Genomic DNA, 17,407 nt, shown 5'->3' with positions numbered 1-17,407 from the left:
AATGACACAAGCCATCCTAGAGCAACTAAACGGTGTATTGACTGGCCTTAAAGATTTTCAAAAGGCAACGGTAGACCTAGTTATAGATAAGTATCAAATACCCGAACATAGCCACAGAATACTTGTAGCTGATGAAGTGGGGTTAGGAAAAACTATCGTCGCGAAAGGTGTCATCGCTCAATTACTGAAAAGACATGTAGGGTCCAATACGACTACACCGATGCGTGTCATCTATATCTGTTCCAACCTTGCATTGGCAGATGAGAATCGCCAGAAGCTAGCGCTATTTAATGGTGAAGATGCAAAGCGATGGGTGAAACCATCAACATTTGGGCGCTTGGTTGAACTGGCTCTAAAGCCGAAAAAATCTGAAATAAACGATGAGCACGTCATTGAAGTTTGTACGTTAACCCCTTCGACTTCTTTTACGTTGACTGCTGGATCGGGTAACTGCCGGGAAAGAGCGATCTTAGCGGTTCTACTGTCTCAAACGACGAATTTATGTGAAGTCGTGAAGCCAGTTCGTGAGCTATTTAAAACCAACCAGATTACCAAAGAGGGTCGATGGGAAGATGAATTGAGGTATCTGGATCAATATTTTGATACAGATCCGTTAGTCGTTTCTCAGCTTGAAAGCAGTTTGAGCAAGCCTTGTGAATCTGATGTGTTAAGAGAACACTTTTCATCGCTTCAAGATGCGGCGCTCTACCTAGCTAATTGTTGGAACAAAGACTCAGGCGAAACCGATGAAACTAGCCATCTATTTTACCATTTTAGAGTGGAAATTCGTCGACTAGTGGCGCGCTGTTGTGCTGGAAGCTTGCAAGCAGACTTGTTCATCCTAGACGAGTTCCAACGCTTTCAGTCTTTAACAGATCAAAGCTCCGATTCCGAAGAGTCGTTAATTGCTAGGCAGGTATTTAGTGATAAGGACAAAGCCCAAAAAGCAAAATCCAAAGTACTTTTGTTGTCGGCAACGCCTTTTAAAGCGATGACGACAATTAACGATGAGGACGATGAAAGCAGTCATCATGAACAATTGCATAAGTTACTCGATTTTCTATCGCACAATGACGTGGACTTTGTTTCTCAATACGAAATGAACCGTAATCTGCTTCATGGGGATATGTTAACCCTGTCTTCTGGCAATGCAGATTTTGAGTCTATCAGCGATACCAATGCGCGTTCAGTCGAAAAGTTACTGCGAGAATACATTGCCAGAACTGAGCGGAGCCAAATTAGCAAAGGCTTTGAGCAGCTTATTTATTCCAATGAACTATGTTGTGGTTCTGACTTTAGTGTTGAAGAAGTCCAAGGTTACCGAGCGATCGAAGCGTTAAACGCAGTGCTGCCTAAGGGGCGTGGAGGTGTATCTCTTATCGAGTTCGCTAAGTCAGCACCTTGGGCTATCTCCTTCCTAAATGGTTATGCATTTAAGGAACTATACCACCGCAATATCAATAATCCTGATGTACGTACGCTGCTAAGAAAGTCTAAAAGTAGTGACCAAACTCAGGCTTGGCTCTCTCATGCGAACATCCAAAACTATAAATTGAATGTTGAACAAAATGCCCCGAACGCAAAGATCAAAGCGTTAAGTAAAGTGATTTTCGAAGGTTCGCCGGAGAACTTGCTTTGGTCCCCACCTTGCAAACCTTACTACCAATTTGACGGTGTATTTAAAGGAAATGAGAGTTTTACCAAAACGCTGTTATTTTCATCGTGGGCGCTTGTGCCAAAGGCTTTAAGTTGCCTGTGGTCTTATGAGGCCGAACGTCGAGTCATAAAAGGGAAGGGTAAGAGGCCACAGTACCATAGTGATAAAAACGCTTCACCTTTACTTCGATTTGAAGGTCAATCAACTCTCAACGTATGGCATTTACTTTATCCTTGTAAATCGCTAGCTGAGGTGTCGTATTTGGGTGGGAGCCTAGATGAGGTATTGGCTCAACAAACCATGTTAATCCAGAGTAAATTAGCTTGTTTAAAGCAATATGAAAGCGAAGAAAGGACCAGTAGCGATTGGTACGTGCTTGCTCCTATGCTGCTGGATCGACAAGCTGGGAAGACAGGACATTTCGAGCAATGGTTAGAGGTGATTAAGTCTCGCTTGAGCACAGAAGGCCGCATTAAGCATTTTGCCAAAATTAAGCAATACTTTGAGGGGAGTGAGCCATTCTCTCTAGGAAAAATGCCAGATGACTTAGCCAAAGTACTGGCATATTCAAGATTAGCTAATCCTGCTACCTGCGCGATGAGGACCATTCAAGCGCTGTGGTCAGAGGGCATATCTGAATTCGATTTGGTTAGTTACTCTGTTCAATTTGCGGAGCTTACAACCAGACTGTTCAATCATGAGTACGCAATTCCCATTGTGAAGCGTAACGTTAAACACACTCTGCTATCTGGACAGACGGCTTCACCCGCTTGGTATAAGGCCTTGGTCTATTGCGCACATGGTAACTACCAATCAATGTTGGATGAATACTGTCACTTACTTGCGACATCAGGCAGTGATGTTCATGCCGCAACAAGTAAGCTGGAGCATGCCATGGGAATACGAAGTTCATCGGAGCAGGTTCACTTCTGGGAGAATAGAACAAAAGCGAAAGATAAATGTTCATCGTCTATGCGTTGTCATTTTGCTGTTCCGCTCGGTAATCAAAAACTCAATGATGATAGCGGCTTGAAACGAGTAGTGAGCGTACGTGACGCGTTTAACTCCCCATTCCGACCATTTGTGTTGAGTTCGACATCAATAGGTCAAGAAGGGCTCGATTTTCATTGGTATTGCCGTCGAGTCGTTCATTGGAACTTACCCAACAACCCTATCGATATTGAGCAACGAGAAGGGCGGGTGAACAGGTATAAGTCGCTTGTTGTTCGTCAACGTATAGCAGAAAACCACACTCCAGATTTTGGCAACAAAGCGGATGTTTGGGAGCAGCTATTCGCACAAGCAGCCAATGATGATGCGAATAAAACGAGTGACTTAGAGCCGTACTGGTTTACTCCTAATGGGAAGGCTCGAATTGAACGAATTGTGCCGACTTACCCAATGAGTAAAGAAGTTGCGAAATATGCTGAAGTGAAAAAAATACTGGTGCTCTATCGCTTAGCGTTTGGGCAACCGAGACAGCAAGAGCTCTTGGAAAGCTTCGCAGCCTGCGATATAGAAAGTGAAGAATTTAATCGAGCGAAGGACTCGTTGATCATCGACCTTGCCCCTTTGAATGCTGTCTGATTCATCCCCACTAGCTTTCGCTGGTGGGGATATGTATTTTTTCTATGCACTCAGTCTTGTATTGAGTTATCTCACATTGCCCATTCCCCAATTTTTCCATATTCTCTCACTATTAATTCTGATGAATAAAACCAACATGAGATAATACTCTGAATGGTAGACCAAATTTTAACCTTGAAAGAGGTGGCTGCTTACCTAAAGTTGGCCGAAAAAACAGCGTATAGATTAGCGAGTGAAGGAAAGCTTCCTGGTTTCAAAGTTGGCGGCTCTTGGCGCTTCAAACGTGAAGACCTTGAAGCGTGGATACAAGAACAAAAAAGCTAAGACTGACTAACCTCAAAAATACCGAATTACTTCAATGGGCGACTATCTTTTCAAAGTCGCCCAACAGTAGAAATGAATTGAGCAGAACATGAATAAACAACAACTAGCAGCAAAAATCTGGGAATCAGCAAACCAGATGCGTTCAAAAATCGAAGCCAATGAATACAAAGACTACATCTTAGGCTTCATTTTCTACAAATATCTGAGCGATACCCAAGTAAGCTTCCTTATCGAGCAAGGGATGACACAGGATGACATCAAAGCATTGGTCGAAGATGACACAGAAACAGTAGATTATATTCGAAGAGAGAAAGGGTACTTCATTGCCTATGGCAACCTATTCTCAACTTGGGTGGATTCAAGTACAGAGTTTGATGAGTCGAATGTTCGTGATGCATTGTCTGCCTTTAACCGTCTAATCAATAAAAAACACAAAAAACTGTTTGAAGGAATCTTCACCACGTTAGAAACGGGGTTGAGTAAACTCGGTGAAACTTCTGGCAAGCGAACCAAAGCAATCAGCGATTTACTTCACCTCATTAAAGCTATCCCGATGACGGGTAATCTTGGCTATGATGTGCTGGGTTACATTTATGAATACCTGATCGAAAAGTTTGCCGCCAATGCGGGCAAAAAAGCGGGCGAGTTCTATACGCCGCATGAAGTTTCTCTGTTGATGTCTGAAATCACCGCGCACGAGCTCAAACATAAAGATGAGATTGAGATTTACGATCCAACCAGTGGTTCAGGCTCATTGTTGATTAACATCGGTAGCTCAGTGGCCAAATACGCTAAGAGCAAAGATGACATCAAATATTACGCCCAAGAGCTCAAACAAAGCACCTACAACTTAACTCGTATGAATCTGATCATGCGTGGTATTTTGCCAGATAACATCACCACCCGTAACGGCGATACACTAGAAGACGACTGGCCTTACTTTGATGAAAGTAATCCACAAGAGTCTTATCAACCTCTGTATGTGGATGCAGTGGTCTCTAACCCACCTTATTCACAAAAGTGGGACCCAGAAAACAAAGAGAACGATCCACGTTACGCACGCTTTGGCCTAGCACCAAAAACCAAAGCCGATTTTGCGTTTCTTCTCCATGATTTATACCACCTAAAACCCGATGGCATTATGACCATTGTGCTGCCACACGGTGTACTTTTCCGTGGTGGTGAAGAGGGCGAGATCCGTAAACAACTGATCGAGAACAACCATATTGATGCCATCATCGGCTTACCAGCCAACATCTTCTTTGGTACGGGTATCCCAACGGTTATTTTAGTGCTCAAGCAGAAGCGTGAAAACAATGACGTATTGATTGTGGATGCCTCAAAACACTTTGTGAAGGAAGGCAAAAACAACAAACTGCAAGACTCAGACATCAAGCGCATCACCGATGCGGTGATTCATCGCCAAGATAATGACAAGTTCTCGAAAGTGGTGAGCAAGAAAACTATTCAACAAAACGAGTACAACCTCAATATTCCGCGCTATGTGGACTCATCACCCGCTGCGGAAACGTGGGATCTCCACGCGACCATGCTAGGTGGTATTCCAAACCGTGAAATAGCCGCCCTAAAAGAGTACTGGGATGCCTTGCCAGAGCTTCATGATGCTCTGTTTACTGCGAAATCATCTGACTACAGCGAGTTGGCGGTTGAAAAGAGCCAAGTGCAAACCACCATTGTACAGCATCCGCAACTGCTTGCGTTTATTGAAACATACAATCAAGCATTTGATGGCTTTGATGCGTACCTAAAAACCACCTTAATTGAGGGGTGGGAAAGCGTCAACCGTAACCAACAACAAGCGCAATTGAGTGTTGAACTGTTTAAGCGGATGCAGCCGATTGCCTTGGTGGATAAATACCAAGCCTACCAGCTCCTTAGTGACCTGTGGCAGATCATTAGCGCCGACCTAGAGATGATGCAAACCGAAGGGTTTAAGGCAACCACGCAGGTTGATGCGAATATGATTATCAAGAAAGTCAAAGGCAAAGAGAGTGAAGTACAAGACGGCTGGAAAGGACACATTATGCCGTTTGACTTGGTACAAAAAACGCACTTAAACAATGAATTGTTGGCCTTAGCTAAACAAGAAGCTCGCTTAGCAGAGATCACTTCACTATTTGAGGAGATTTTAGAGTCACTTTCTGAAGATGAAAAAGAAGCGGAAACCGTAAAAGAGTCGGGTGATGGTTTTGTCAACGCGCAAGTCAGCAAAGAGGCCAAGGTGCTAGCGAAAGAAGCGAAAGCAAACGGTTCATTTGATGAAGACAGCTATGAAGCCAAAATCATTAAAGTTGCTACGTTGATTGAAGAAGAGAAAAAACTCAAGAAAGCCTTTAAAGAAGCGACAATCGCACTGCACCTAAAAACCAAAAAGACAATTGAAGCACTAACCGACAGCCAAGTGAATGACTTATTAGAGCTTAAGTGGATCACGCCGCTATGTGGTGAACTGGTAGAGTTGCCGAATGCCGTGGTTAATCGCCTAACCAACAAAGTGCAGCACCTTGCAGACAAATACGCTGTGACCTACTCCCAAGTGGCAAGTGAAATTGAAACTTCAGAGCATGAACTGGCTGAAATGATGGGGCAACTGACAGGTAATGAGTTTGATATGCAGGGTTTGGCGGAACTGACTAAATTGTTGAAGGGGGCTTGATATGGGCGCTGAGAAAAAAATGCCTGAAGTACGCTTTAAGGAATTTAGTGACAGTTGGAAGTCCTCATCACTGAATAAAAACATTGAAGTACTAGATGGAGACCGTGGTCATAATTACCCTAGTACTGGTGATCTTAAAGAACAAGGGCATACGCTATTCTTGAGTGCGTCAAACGTCACAAGGAGAGGGTTTGAATTTAATTCTAAACAATATATTACACTCGAAAAATCACAGAGTATGGGCAATGGAAAGCTAGCTCTAAATGATATTGTATTAACATCGAGGGGCTCTATTGGACATATCGCTTGGTACGACGAAATCGTAAAACAGAAAGTTCCTTACGCAAGAATTAATTCAGGTATGCTAATACTGCGTTCAAATGACAGTATGTGTCCAAGTATTGTTTCACAATATTTAAAATCACCCATAGGGGCTAAGAAAATAGATTTGATTAGCTTCGGTAGTGCACAGCCACAGTTGACGAAGGCTAGTGTTTCAAAGCTAAAAATCACTATCCCAGAGAACAAAACTGAACAATCTTTAGTAGGCAGCTACTTCCAAAAACTTGACACCCTTATCAACCAACACCAACAAAAGTACGACAAGCTCAGCAACCTGAAAAAAGCCATGTTGGAAAAAATGTTTCCTAAGGTAGGCGAAACTGTGCCGGAAATTCGTTTTGATGAGTTTAGCGGAGATTGGGAATCAAAAACTTTAGGAAGTGTGGCATCGTTTCATAAAGGTAAAGGCTTACCTAAAAGTTCGATACAAGACGATGGTGTTTACTCTTGTATTCATTATGGGGAACTGTTCACCAAATACTCTGAAGTAATTGAAATGGTCACGGGTCGAACCAACCAAAATGATAATTTCTTTTCGGTTAGTAATGATGTTTTAATGCCTACATCTGATGTTACTCCGAAGGGTTTGGTTAAACCTTGTTGCGTTAAACAAAGTGGTGTTGTTTTGGGTGGTGATATTTTGGTCATTAGACCCAATGTTCAAAACCTTATCGATGGTGCGTTTTTAAGCCGCTTCATTAGGACTAGAGAGCAACAGGTGTTGCAAAATGTTACTGGATCAACAGTTTTCCATTTATATGCGTCCTCAATAGAAAACCTAGATATTGCGTTTTGTTCTATTGACGAACAAAAGGCTATCGCAAACTATTTCCAAAAGCTCGATTTGCTAATTAGTCAAAATAACCAACAAATCACCAAACTCAAAAACATCAAGCAAGCATGCTTAGATAAAATGTTCGTGTAACAAGGATAGCCGATGACCATTTTTAAAAGAGAAGCGGATTTTGAACAAGCTTTTATCGAGGTATTGATTGATAAAGGTTGGGAGCGCGAGGTTCTTAAAAACAAAACCGAAGCCGACTTGTTACAAAACTGGGCAAAAATTTTATTTGAGAACAACCGTCAACGTGATCGCCTTAACGATGTGCCTCTCACGAGCGGTGAGATGCAACAGATCATCGAGCAAATCAAAGAGCTTAAAACTCCGTTTAAGCTCAATGGTTTTATTAACGGTAAAACTGTAGCGATCAAGCGCGATAACGAAAATGACCCAGAACATTTGGGCAAAGAAGTTAGCTTAAAAATCTACGACAGACAAGAGATAGCGGCAGGGCAAAGCCGCTATCAAATCGTGCAGCAACCTAAGTTTGAACGTGGCAGCCCACTGCGTAATGATCGCCGTGGTGACATTATGCTGCTGATAAATGGCATGCCTGTGTTCCACATTGAGTTAAAACGCAGTGGCATTCCTGTCAGCCAAGCGGTGAACCAGATAGAGAAGTATTCCAAGGAGGGGATCTTTAGCGGCTTGTTCTCACTGGTGCAAGTGTTTGTCGCCATGCAGCCAGAAGAGTCGAAGTATTTCACCAACCCAGGTGCTGATGGCAAGTTCAACCCCGACTACCAATTTAATTGGGGTAATGTGAACAATGATCCAATCAATCACTGGAAAGAGGTCGCGTCAAAACTGCTTTCGATTCCTATGGCACATCAGCTGATAGGTTTTTACACCGTAGCGGATAATACCGATGGGGTGCTCAAAGTGATGCGTAGTTATCAGTACTACGCTGCTAATGCCATCTCTGATAAGGTTGCGAAAACCAAATGGCGACAGATTAACTCGAATACTGATCGGCTTGGTGGTTATGTTTGGCATACCACGGGTTCGGGCAAAACCATGACGAGTTTTAAGTCGGCTCAATTAATTGCTCAATCTCGTGATGCCGATAAAGTGGTGTTCTTGATGGACCGCATCGAGCTTGGCTCCCAGTCACTCAAAGAATACCGCAACTTTGCCGATGACAGGGAAGAGGTGCAAGCCACCGAAAACACCGATGTGTTGGTCACTAAGCTAAAAAGCTCAGACCCAAAAGAGACATTGATTGTTAGCTCTATTCAAAAAATGAGCAATATCTTTGAAGCGGTCGACGACCAAGGTACCGCCACCAACTCTGCGGATATTGATCTCATCCGAGAGAAGCGAATCGTATTTATTGTTGATGAGGCACACCGTTCAACGTTTGGTGACATGCTAACCGTTATCAAAAAAACGTTCCCTAAGGCGCTGTTTTTTGGCTTCACCGGCACACCAATTCAAGGTGAAAATGAGATAAAGGGTACAACCACCCCCGATATTTTTGGCGATGAGCTGCACCGCTATAGCCTTGCCGATGGTATCCGCGATAAAAATGTGTTGGGTTTTGACCCATACAAAATACGCACCTTCAAAGAGCGGGAACTCAGGCAAGCGGTCGCTTTGCAGCAAGCAAAAGCGCAAACAGTGGCTGAGGCAATGGCAGATTCCAAAAAGAAGAAAAAATTTAACCACTTTATGAACGATGTGCCGTTGGCTGGGGTACGGTTGCCTGATGGTAGTTATGAAAAAGGCATTGAAGATTACGTGCCTAAAACTCAATATGAAACGGATACACATCAAGAGCAAGTTGTCGTAGATATCATTGAGCAGTGGGAAGTATTAAGCCAAGCGAATAAATTTCATGCCATTTTAGCAACCAGCAGTATTGCGGAAGCGATCGATTACTATCGTCGATTTAAAGCCGCCAAACCTGAGCTCAAAGTGTCGGCGCTGTTTGACCCTAACATCAACAATGAAGGGGAAAATAGTGTAGATGGTTGCGCAGAACGTGGTCCAACCTTTAAGGCAGACGGCCTTGAAGAGATTATGGCGGATTATAACGCGATGTTTGGTCAAGACTTCGACTTCGGCCGTCACCCGAAGTTCAAGCAAGACATGGCGGCGCGGATGTCGCACAAACAGCCGTATGAAGGCATCCATAAAGAGCCAGAGAAACAGCTTGATTTGATGATTGTAGTTGACCAGATGTTGACGGGGTTTGACTCTAAATGGGTGAACACGCTCTATTTAGACAAGGTGATCAAATACCAGAATATTATTCAAGCTTTCTCACGCACAAACCGCTTGTTTGGTCCAGACAAGCCGCATGGCACCATTCGTTATTATCGCTATCCAGACACAATGGAACGCCATATTGATGAGGCAGTGAAGCTCTATTCTGGAGATAAGCCTTTAGGCCTGTTCGCGGACAAGTTAGAAAGCAACATTGAGGCGATGAACGAAATTTTTGCTGAAATCCAAACTGTGTTTAGCAATGCGGGTGTGCAAGATTTTGAGTGTCTGCCAGAAGATGATGAAGCCTGTGCGAAATTTGCAGCACTGTACCGTGATTTCAATAAGCACCTTGAAGCAGCGAAAATTCAAGGTCTAGATTGGACAGATGATTTGCTAGACTGTGGTGAGCAAGTGTATCTTGGTTTGGCTCTGCGATACCGAGAACTGGCAAGTCAAAGTGAGCGCGATCCTAGCGGCTCACAATCAGATATACCATTCGATATCGTGGGCTATTTGACTGAGATTGATACGGGTCGAATCGATTCGGACTATATGAATAGCCGATTCGAGCGATATTTACGAGTTTTGAGCAGTGGTGTTAGCGCTGAGGAGACAGAGCGGACGCTTAATGAGCTGCATCAGTCGTTCTCATCCCTCACACAAGAAGAGCAGCGATATGCTAGGTTGTTTTTAAATGACTTGCAGCGTGGTGACGCTCGCCTTAGTGAAGGCAATAGCTTTAGAGATTACATTAATCGCTATCAAAACCAAGCAGAGCGTGCCCGCATCGATGGTATTGTGAATGCGCTAGGGTTAGACAAAGACTTATTGTTGCAACTCACCAATGGGGTAATCAACGAAGAAAATCTTAATCGTTTTGGGCGTTTTGATACTCTTAAATCCACTGTAAACAGAGATAAAGCGAAAGCGTTCTTTGAGCAGTTGGAAGGAAGAACGATTCCACCATTTAAAATGAATATGCTCATCGATAAGCACCTAAGAGCGTTTATCTTTGAACAGTCGGAAGTGTTTAATGTGGATGAGCCAGTTAACGATGATGTTCAACAGTCATTGAAGCCAGAACCTTTAATGATTGGTGATGTGAAGCTTTATCGCGCTGACCAGCTGCAATCTCTACCAGGGGCACTAGAATTAGGTTCAATTACGTTTAAAACTGATGCGCCATATCTAGATAACCCAGCTTCGCTATTAGCAATGAGCTGCTATGGCGAGTTAAAAGCGCTAGGAGTTGTCTCTTCTGACGTTTTGGATATCACCGTGACTGCACTTCTAGAGCTTGAGCAGGTTACTAAGGAGCTTGACCTTCCTCTTTATCAAGAAGGCCAGAGTGGTATTGTGTGGGCGCTTAAAGAGGTAAGAGAAGGGAGTGTTTATGATACTTTCGTCGCATTTTTTGTAGAGGCAGCATCTGATCCTGCCGCCTATGTAACAACCGCTGTATGGGAAGGATCAAAGTGGATTGCAGGCAAGGCAATCGAAGCTGGTTTTACTTTGATTCCTGAACGCCTAAAAGCGAGTAAAAAAGCAAGGGTTGAAGCACAAGAAACCCAAGATGCAATTGATCGTTCTCCGAATGTAATTGATTGCAAAATACATCCAAAGTTGAAGGAAAAATGGAAAGGCACTACGCACTAATCTTAAGCTCTCCACTAGTGCTATCACAGGCTCTTGCAAGGCCTGCGATAGCAACATATGAGCATTAAAAATGACAGTGAAGGTTCCACATATTATCCACATTGATAATTTTTTATGTAATGCTTTTGATTTATCTTTTAAGTTATTATTAAAATCCTGTTATTTAACTCACCGCCACATTCTAAAGCCCCAGCAGAAATGCTGGGGCTTTTTCGTTTCTGAATGTCTTTGTCGAAGCTTGAAAAATATATTGGCTGAGTTTTTACATGAGTGCATGTTTAGAGCGAAGTGGGACTGTTTCGAAATCTATAGAGCGTAGCGTGTTCAAGAAGGTGCTCGTCAGTCAGTTCAGCCCGTATATCAATATTTTCTAGCGGTTGTTTTGGTGTTCAGTAGAGAAACACTTTCAGTACTTCACTGGTTTCTTGATTGATAACATCGATTTTGACTCTACGGTAACCGTCTGATTCATGAATGCGCTCTAACTCATCTATCTCAAGTGTTGTCATCAACTAAACACGTTCAACCAAGCCGAATTTCTTGAAAAAATCCGATAGGTCGAGTGTTGCTAGGTCTTTAAATTCACCAGCGTCGTAGAAGCGGCCTTTACACGTCGGGCAGCTTTCAAACCAGATATGTGGCTGTTTAGGGTCTACTAAACGAAGCAATTGGTTATTTGGACAGACTGGGCAGTCGATACGGTCGATAACATTAAACGCTTTACCGATTTCTTCATCCCCAGAATCAATCACATCTGCTAAGGGTTTCATTGCCTCCACTTCGTAAGCGTCTATCCATAAGCCTTTACATTCTGTGCATCGTTCGACATCACCTAGCGGAGTTTGAAGCTGTTCAAAGTCAGAATTACATTTCGGACATTTCATTTGGTTTTCCTTTTTTATTTTCTAAAGAGAAGCGAGCCTAGTACTCTCAGCTCTCTTTGACGACAAATCAAAATACGACATCTCTCGTGCCATATGTTTTGAATCTTCTAATGCTATCTAGATCGTTTTCTTAGCAACGACGAGTCCATGATTGCTTGAGCCTAATAAGCTACTTTGTCTGCATGTATTTAAGTGGTATTCCAACCATGTTTGATATTGCGAAGGCGTAAAGCTATTAATGCCTTCCGAGATATAGCGACCAAACCCATCAGTAGCGGCATGGTCGAGGATGTTGAAAGTGTGCGAGCGCAACAAATGTTCAATTTCTTCAGGAGAGGCAAAGTAGCCAACTCTGAAAAAACGATCTGCCTCAGAGGCTGTGACTGTGCCATTTGTATAAAGCTCAGATAAAGTCGATGGAGTTACGAGGTGAGGAAACTTTTGTGCGAATAGTCCTGCGACGAAGAATCTAGAAATATACGCTACCGCTAAGATTCCATTTGGTTTTAGGATGCGCTTTACTTCACTGATTGCTTGATCGCGTTCATTCTTGGTTTTCAAGTGATACAGAGGACCAAGTATTACGCAAAGGTCTTGTGAGTCGGATTCAATGAAAGGGACATGACAAGCACTGCCTAGATGGATATCTATGGGTAAGTCCTTTCTTTCCGCATTTTTTTTCAAGATCTCTACTTGGTCTGGAACCAGTTCTACCGAGGTCACGTTACAACCCATCTTTGCAAAGCTAAGAGAGTAGCGACCTGTTGCTGCTCCAAACTCACATACATTGGCACCTGACTTTAAATAGGGAGCGAGTAGGTGCATTGTGGTATCAAACTCTATCTTCGTAATGTTCTGACGAGTAAGTCGAGAGTCTTCATCTGCTCCAGTATATTGAGCAATCAGTTCATCCATAAATATTAAGTCTTTAACCAGCTGTCACTTGCTTTCGAATTCGATCGAGAACAGTTTCATCTTTGCCGAATGTCACGCTTTTGAATGATTCAATTTGCTTAGAAACATATTGCTTATTTCAATGTGTTAAAAGGTATTGAAAAGTTATTTGAATTAAAAGAGGTAGCGCGTCGAAGTGAGACGAGTAACCGCACAATCTTATAAATTTGAAAAACATAGAAAAGACAAAAGATAGCTCGGGTTGGAAGAGGGGAATGAAAGGAAGGCCGATCGCTGTTTTTGTTAGGAACGATCAGGGAGGATCGAATGAAGCTTGCTCAATTGAATATTGCGTTGTCAAAGTATCCGCTGGATGCACCGGAGCTAAGGGATTTCGTCGATAATCTCGATTTGGTGAACGGTATAGCGGAACAGAGTGAAGGCTTTGTTTGGCGGCTCAAAGACGAATCCGGTGATGCGACCAATATTAAGTTGTTCGATGACCCAAATATGATCGTCAATATGTCGGTGTGGGATAACGTGGATGCGCTGAAGAACTTTATGTTCCGAACCCATGATCGCGATTTCATGCGTCGTAAGGGGGAATGGTTTCATCGCTTGGCAGAAGATACCTACGCATTGTGGTGGGTTCAAGACAATCATCAGCCCACGCCAGAGGAAGCTCTAGAAAGGTTAAAATATCTGCGTGAAAATGGAGATACACCATACGCGTTTACCTTTAAAACGAACTTTACTGCTAAGGATTTGGGCGAGTAATCCAATGAGCCAAGACCGTAAAAAGCAGCTTTGAGCTTTTGGAAAGTCGTAGGATTCGCCTTTCTGCCTATTGTCATCGGCTATCAAGTCTTATGGAGTCGATACTTTGCCGACGCCCCTCAAGAGTTTTGGACAAATGGGATGTATCACAACGCATTGCTTGTAAAGTTAAGCAGCGAGTTGCTTATGTATTTGTTTATGCTGTGGTATTTAATGTTCAAGACGTCTTCTAAATATACGATCAGCAAGCCCATAGTGAATAGTATTTTCCTTATTATCATTCTTTATACCAGTTACGGACTATTAATAGAGTTATATTCAATATAACTTTTAGTTTTTAAATAATTTGTTTTCTTATATATATCCACATTGGAAAGGTCATCTTTCCTTGTCTGTTTTTTATTATCTCTACTACTATGAAAATGAAGTTTGAGTAGAAACGTTCTCAAATTATTAGAAGTAAAATATTTTAGAAAAAGATTAAGAGAGAGGGTATTTATGAAAAGACTGATAATCCTAAGTCTCGCAATTTGTTTTGGCAACGCAGCTGTCGCGGGTGAAGGCACATACACTGGTACGATTGATATGACGATGCCAGAAGGCAATCAAGTACAGTATGAGCGTGTTCAACCAGAAATGACGCTCAAAGGTCGAAATGACTCACGTGCTGGTGGCTCAGTGACCCGAAGTGAAGTTGATGAATCTCAGCCAATTGAATTGAGAGGCCGTAGTTAACCCTTCGTCGTATATTCAATAAAGGTGGTTGTTTATATATCACCACCTTTACTCTTCTTAATTAAATAATGTTCTTGTGCTCTATAGAAAGTGAATACGCTTCTTTTTATTTAAATACTCATTAATTCACTCAACCAAGAACTATTATAGAAATAATATTATGAAGATAAATAAATCTACACTAACGCTTGCGATGGTGGCCGCCACATCATCAGTTGCAGCCCATGCGGCCTCTAAACCTAACATGCTGGTTATTTTTGGGGACGATGTCGGTTACGGCAATATTTCTGCATATAACCAAGGCATGTTGGGTTACGAGACGCCAAATATTGACCGTATTGCTCAAGAGGGTGCTTTATTTACCACTTACTATGCACAACAATCTTGTACCGCAGGACGCAGTACATTTATTACAGGTCAGATGCCAGCTCGTACTGGTTTGACGAAAGTAGGTCTACCTGGTGCCGCGCAAGGCATGCAAATGCAAGATATCACCATGGCAACAGCGCTAAAAGACATGGGCTATGCCACGGGGCAATTTGGTAAAAACCACTTAGGCGACAAAGACGACATGTTGCCAACCAATCATGGTTTTGATGAGTTTATGGGGAACCTGTACCACCTAAATGCGGAGGAAGAACCAGAGAACCCAGACTACCCGAAAGATCCCGAGTTTCGTAAGAACTTTGGCCCGCGTGGTGTGATTCACTCTTATGCGGATGGCAAGATCGAAGATACAGGGCCGCTCACACGCAAACGCATGGAAACGGTCGATGAAGAGACCCTTGATGCCGCGATGAACTTCATGGAGCGTCAGGTCAAAGCCGATAAACCATTCTTCTTATGGTATAACGCAACGCGCATGCACATCAGCACTCATGTGAAAGCAGAGCACCGCACAACAGGGCTTGGCGAATACGCAGACGGTATGGTTGAGCACGACAACATGGTTGGGGATTTGCTTGATAAGCTCGATGACTTGAAGATTGCGGATAACACCATTGTGATTTACACCACGGATAATGGCCCAATGAATGCGACGTGGCCAGATGCGGCATTTAGCCCATTCCGTGGCGAGAAGAACACCGGCTGGGAAGGGGGCTTCCGAGTACCAGCAATGATTCGTTGGCCTGGTCATATACAGCCAAACACCAAGCTGAACGACATGTTCGCGAGTGAAGACTGGTTCCCAACGCTACTATCCATTGCAGGTAATGACACCATCAAGCAAGACTTGCTAAAAGGATATAAGTCTTCGTCGGCAGACCAGACTTACAAAAACCACCTTGATGGCTACAACCAAGTTGATTTCATTACGGGTAAAACAGACAAATCAGCGCGTGATGAGTTCTTCTATTGGTCTGATGATGGTGAGCTGCTTGCTATGCGTGATAAACGATTCAAGATGCACTTCAAGATCCAAGAACACGAAGGCTGGGATGTTTGGACCAAAGAGCTGACTAACTTGCGTTTACCAATGATCTTCGATCTTCAAGTCGACCCACTTGAGAAAGGCGATCAAGGCTTTGGCTACAAGAAATGGCAGTTTGAGCATGTGTTCTTGTTGGTTCCTGCTCAACAGAAAGTCGCAGAGATGTTGAAATCATTTAAAGAGTTCCCTCCACGACAAGAGATCCCAAGCTTCTCAGTCGACAAAGTCATGGAGCAAATGACCAACCTTCGTAAGTTGGAAGAAGCGAAAAGCTAGCAATCACCCCTACTAAAGCAAAGCCAGAGCATGACTCTGGCTTTTTTGGTTCCAAACTTAACGTTTTATAAATGTCACTTGCTCTATTTATTGAAAAATGACATGTTACGAGCTTCATTGATAAGCAACCTTTTGATTAAAGGTGTGAGAAGTTCACGATAGGGAAATGAGATGGACATCGTTGTAGGAATGATCATGACTGCAATTATCGTAGTCGGTTGGGCCTTACCCTTTATGTTAATTACCACCTCTCGACAAACGGGAAGACCTGAAAAAGTCTTATGGGTTTGTGCGTTGTTGTTTTTGTCGTGGTTCTGCTGGGTTATTTATTTGCTTGTTGCACCACTCAAACCGATTCACGAAGAGGATTGGGAGGGGAAATGAGCTATCTCTTATCATTCATGCGTTTCCTTAACCCTAATTACACCAAAACACACCTCTACTTGGTAACGTTAATCTTACTCTCCATTGTTGGTTTGATTGTCTATCAAGTTAACTCAGGACCAACCGAGGAAGAAGTTAAGTACTATAAAGGAACGGTCACGCGCGCATCAGGTGGTGTGGTGGTTTTTGATGTCCCGCCTGAAGGGTTTATTGTCTCGTCTGGCAGCTATTACGATCTGGAAATCCACCCGAATGGATTGATTGTGGAAGCTTTTACTGACTCTGGCACTGCAAACGGACTGCTCAATCAAGAGGTGAAGTTTGGTGTGATCTTCGCAACAGGCAGACATGTTGCTGCGCCCTATAAATTGGTTTATCTAGAGCAAAATCGACAGGTAATCCTTTCTCTGGAAGAGGGCTTGGATAGCCGTTTTAGTTGGCTCCATCTGTGCTTGACTATATTTGCGCTACTCGCATTGATGTTACGCGTTAGTCGCATGACATTTCATTAGTTCTCGTTTGAACCCAACTCACATTTATCTGCTTAATCCTCTCAAATGATGGTTTCTTGCTCATATGCAACATCATTAGCTTCATCAATGAAATGGCGGATCAGATTTACGTCTTTGAGAACGTGAATCATGTTTAGATTTCGCTGTTTCATTCACCTTGCAGTGGATTCCAGCCATTATCCCACTTTGAACTTGTTCTCCGAATACGCGGTTTATTT

Annotated in this window: 12 protein-coding genes; 10 read left to right on the top strand and 2 right to left on the bottom strand. The window is 43.0% G+C overall.

Going from position 1 to position 17,407, the window contains the following annotated elements; genetic code table 11:
• The first annotated feature begins 1 nt into the window (after position 1).
• The 5 genes from ACLIIY_RS09535 to ACLIIY_RS09515 all read left to right on the top strand — a co-directional run bounded on the left by ACLIIY_RS09535 (position 2) and on the right by ACLIIY_RS09515 (position 11,295).
• Positions 2-3,244 carry a DEAD/DEAH box helicase gene (locus ACLIIY_RS09535; protein ID WP_434527519.1) on the top strand — a complete coding sequence of 1,081 codons (3,243 nt, stop codon included), beginning with the start codon at positions 2-4 and terminating at the stop codon, positions 3,242-3,244.
• Positions 3,245-3,397: 153 nt separating this feature from the next.
• Positions 3,398-3,568, top strand: coding sequence for a methylation-associated defense system helix-turn-helix domain-containing protein MAD1 (gene mads1 / locus ACLIIY_RS09530; RefSeq protein ID WP_012127126.1), 171 nt, complete (start codon positions 3,398-3,400; stop codon positions 3,566-3,568).
• An 88-nt stretch (positions 3,569-3,656) separates the two neighbouring features.
• Positions 3,657-6,245: a type I restriction-modification system subunit M gene (locus ACLIIY_RS09525; RefSeq protein WP_434527518.1), complete on the top strand. Its 2,589-nt coding sequence runs from the start codon at positions 3,657-3,659 to the stop codon at positions 6,243-6,245.
• A gap of 1 nt (position 6,246) precedes the next feature.
• Positions 6,247-7,512, top strand: coding sequence for a restriction endonuclease subunit S (locus ACLIIY_RS09520; RefSeq protein ID WP_434527517.1), 1,266 nt, complete (start codon positions 6,247-6,249; stop codon positions 7,510-7,512).
• 12 nt (positions 7,513-7,524) lie between these two features.
• Positions 7,525-11,295: a type I restriction endonuclease subunit R, EcoR124 family gene (locus ACLIIY_RS09515; RefSeq protein WP_434527516.1), complete on the top strand. Its 3,771-nt coding sequence runs from the start codon at positions 7,525-7,527 to the stop codon at positions 11,293-11,295.
• A gap of 512 nt (positions 11,296-11,807) precedes the next feature.
• Here ACLIIY_RS09515 and ACLIIY_RS09510 read toward each other — a convergent pair.
• Together ACLIIY_RS09510 and ACLIIY_RS09505 are read right to left on the bottom strand one after the other, a co-directional pair.
• A complete protein-coding gene (locus ACLIIY_RS09510) occupies positions 11,808-12,179 on the bottom strand; it encodes a zf-TFIIB domain-containing protein (protein ID WP_045400727.1) in 372 nt (123 codons plus the stop codon).
• Positions 12,180-12,296: 117 nt separating this feature from the next.
• A complete protein-coding gene (locus ACLIIY_RS09505) occupies positions 12,297-13,094 on the bottom strand; it encodes a class I SAM-dependent methyltransferase (RefSeq protein WP_434527515.1) in 798 nt (265 codons plus the stop codon).
• 306 nt (positions 13,095-13,400) lie between these two features.
• Between ACLIIY_RS09505 and ACLIIY_RS09500 the strand changes: the two genes are divergently transcribed.
• The 5 genes from ACLIIY_RS09500 (at position 13,401) to ACLIIY_RS09480 (ending at position 17,189) form a co-directional block, all read left to right on the top strand.
• Positions 13,401-13,850: a DUF3291 domain-containing protein gene (locus ACLIIY_RS09500; RefSeq protein WP_434527514.1), complete on the top strand. Its 450-nt coding sequence runs from the start codon at positions 13,401-13,403 to the stop codon at positions 13,848-13,850.
• A gap of 498 nt (positions 13,851-14,348) precedes the next feature.
• Complete coding sequence (locus ACLIIY_RS09495; RefSeq protein ID WP_020195642.1) at positions 14,349-14,585, top strand: hypothetical protein; 237 nt, start codon at positions 14,349-14,351, stop codon at positions 14,583-14,585.
• Between the two features lie 160 nt (positions 14,586-14,745).
• The gene (locus ACLIIY_RS09490; protein ID WP_009707066.1) at positions 14,746-16,293 is read left to right on the top strand and encodes an arylsulfatase; all 1,548 of its coding nucleotides are present in this window, start codon (positions 14,746-14,748) and stop codon (positions 16,291-16,293) included.
• 171 nt (positions 16,294-16,464) lie between these two features.
• Positions 16,465-16,677, top strand: a complete 213-nt coding sequence (locus ACLIIY_RS09485) for a hypothetical protein (protein WP_050567678.1) — start codon at positions 16,465-16,467, stop codon at positions 16,675-16,677.
• A complete protein-coding gene (locus tag ACLIIY_RS09480; protein ID WP_208444199.1) occupies positions 16,674-17,189 on the top strand; it encodes a hypothetical protein in 516 nt (171 codons plus the stop codon). Before ACLIIY_RS09485 ends, ACLIIY_RS09480 begins: the two co-directional genes overlap by 4 nt.
• Positions 17,190-17,407: the final 218 nt, after the last annotated feature.

The sequence above is a fragment of the Vibrio sp. K4 genome, assembly GCF_051122595.1.
Classification (GTDB): domain Bacteria; phylum Pseudomonadota; class Gammaproteobacteria; order Enterobacterales; family Vibrionaceae; genus Vibrio; species Vibrio owensii.
Note: the sequence above shows the minus strand (reverse complement) of the source record. Positions and strands in the feature narration are given on the sequence as shown.

What these genes read in the sequence shown, in the direction of transcription:
- ACLIIY_RS09480 (WP_208444199.1), top strand. Translation starts at nt 16,674, where the DNA reads ATGAGCTATCTCTTATCATTCATGCGTTTCCTTAACCCTAATTACACC.
- ACLIIY_RS09535 (WP_434527519.1), top strand. Translation starts at nt 2, where the DNA reads ATGACACAAGCCATCCTAGAGCAACTAAACGGTGTATTGACTGGCCTT.
- ACLIIY_RS09515 (WP_434527516.1), top strand. Translation starts at nt 7,525, where the DNA reads ATGACCATTTTTAAAAGAGAAGCGGATTTTGAACAAGCTTTTATCGAG.
- ACLIIY_RS09505 (WP_434527515.1), bottom strand. Translation starts at nt 13,094, where the DNA reads ATGGATGAACTGATTGCTCAATATACTGGAGCAGATGAAGACTCTCGA.
- ACLIIY_RS09485 (WP_050567678.1), top strand. Translation starts at nt 16,465, where the DNA reads ATGGACATCGTTGTAGGAATGATCATGACTGCAATTATCGTAGTCGGT.
- mads1 (WP_012127126.1), top strand. Translation starts at nt 3,398, where the DNA reads ATGGTAGACCAAATTTTAACCTTGAAAGAGGTGGCTGCTTACCTAAAG.
- ACLIIY_RS09520 (WP_434527517.1), top strand. Translation starts at nt 6,247, where the DNA reads ATGGGCGCTGAGAAAAAAATGCCTGAAGTACGCTTTAAGGAATTTAGT.
- ACLIIY_RS09525 (WP_434527518.1), top strand. Translation starts at nt 3,657, where the DNA reads ATGAATAAACAACAACTAGCAGCAAAAATCTGGGAATCAGCAAACCAG.
- ACLIIY_RS09500 (WP_434527514.1), top strand. Translation starts at nt 13,401, where the DNA reads ATGAAGCTTGCTCAATTGAATATTGCGTTGTCAAAGTATCCGCTGGAT.
- ACLIIY_RS09510 (WP_045400727.1), bottom strand. Translation starts at nt 12,179, where the DNA reads ATGAAATGTCCGAAATGTAATTCTGACTTTGAACAGCTTCAAACTCCG.
- ACLIIY_RS09490 (WP_009707066.1), top strand. Translation starts at nt 14,746, where the DNA reads ATGAAGATAAATAAATCTACACTAACGCTTGCGATGGTGGCCGCCACA.
- ACLIIY_RS09495 (WP_020195642.1), top strand. Translation starts at nt 14,349, where the DNA reads ATGAAAAGACTGATAATCCTAAGTCTCGCAATTTGTTTTGGCAACGCA.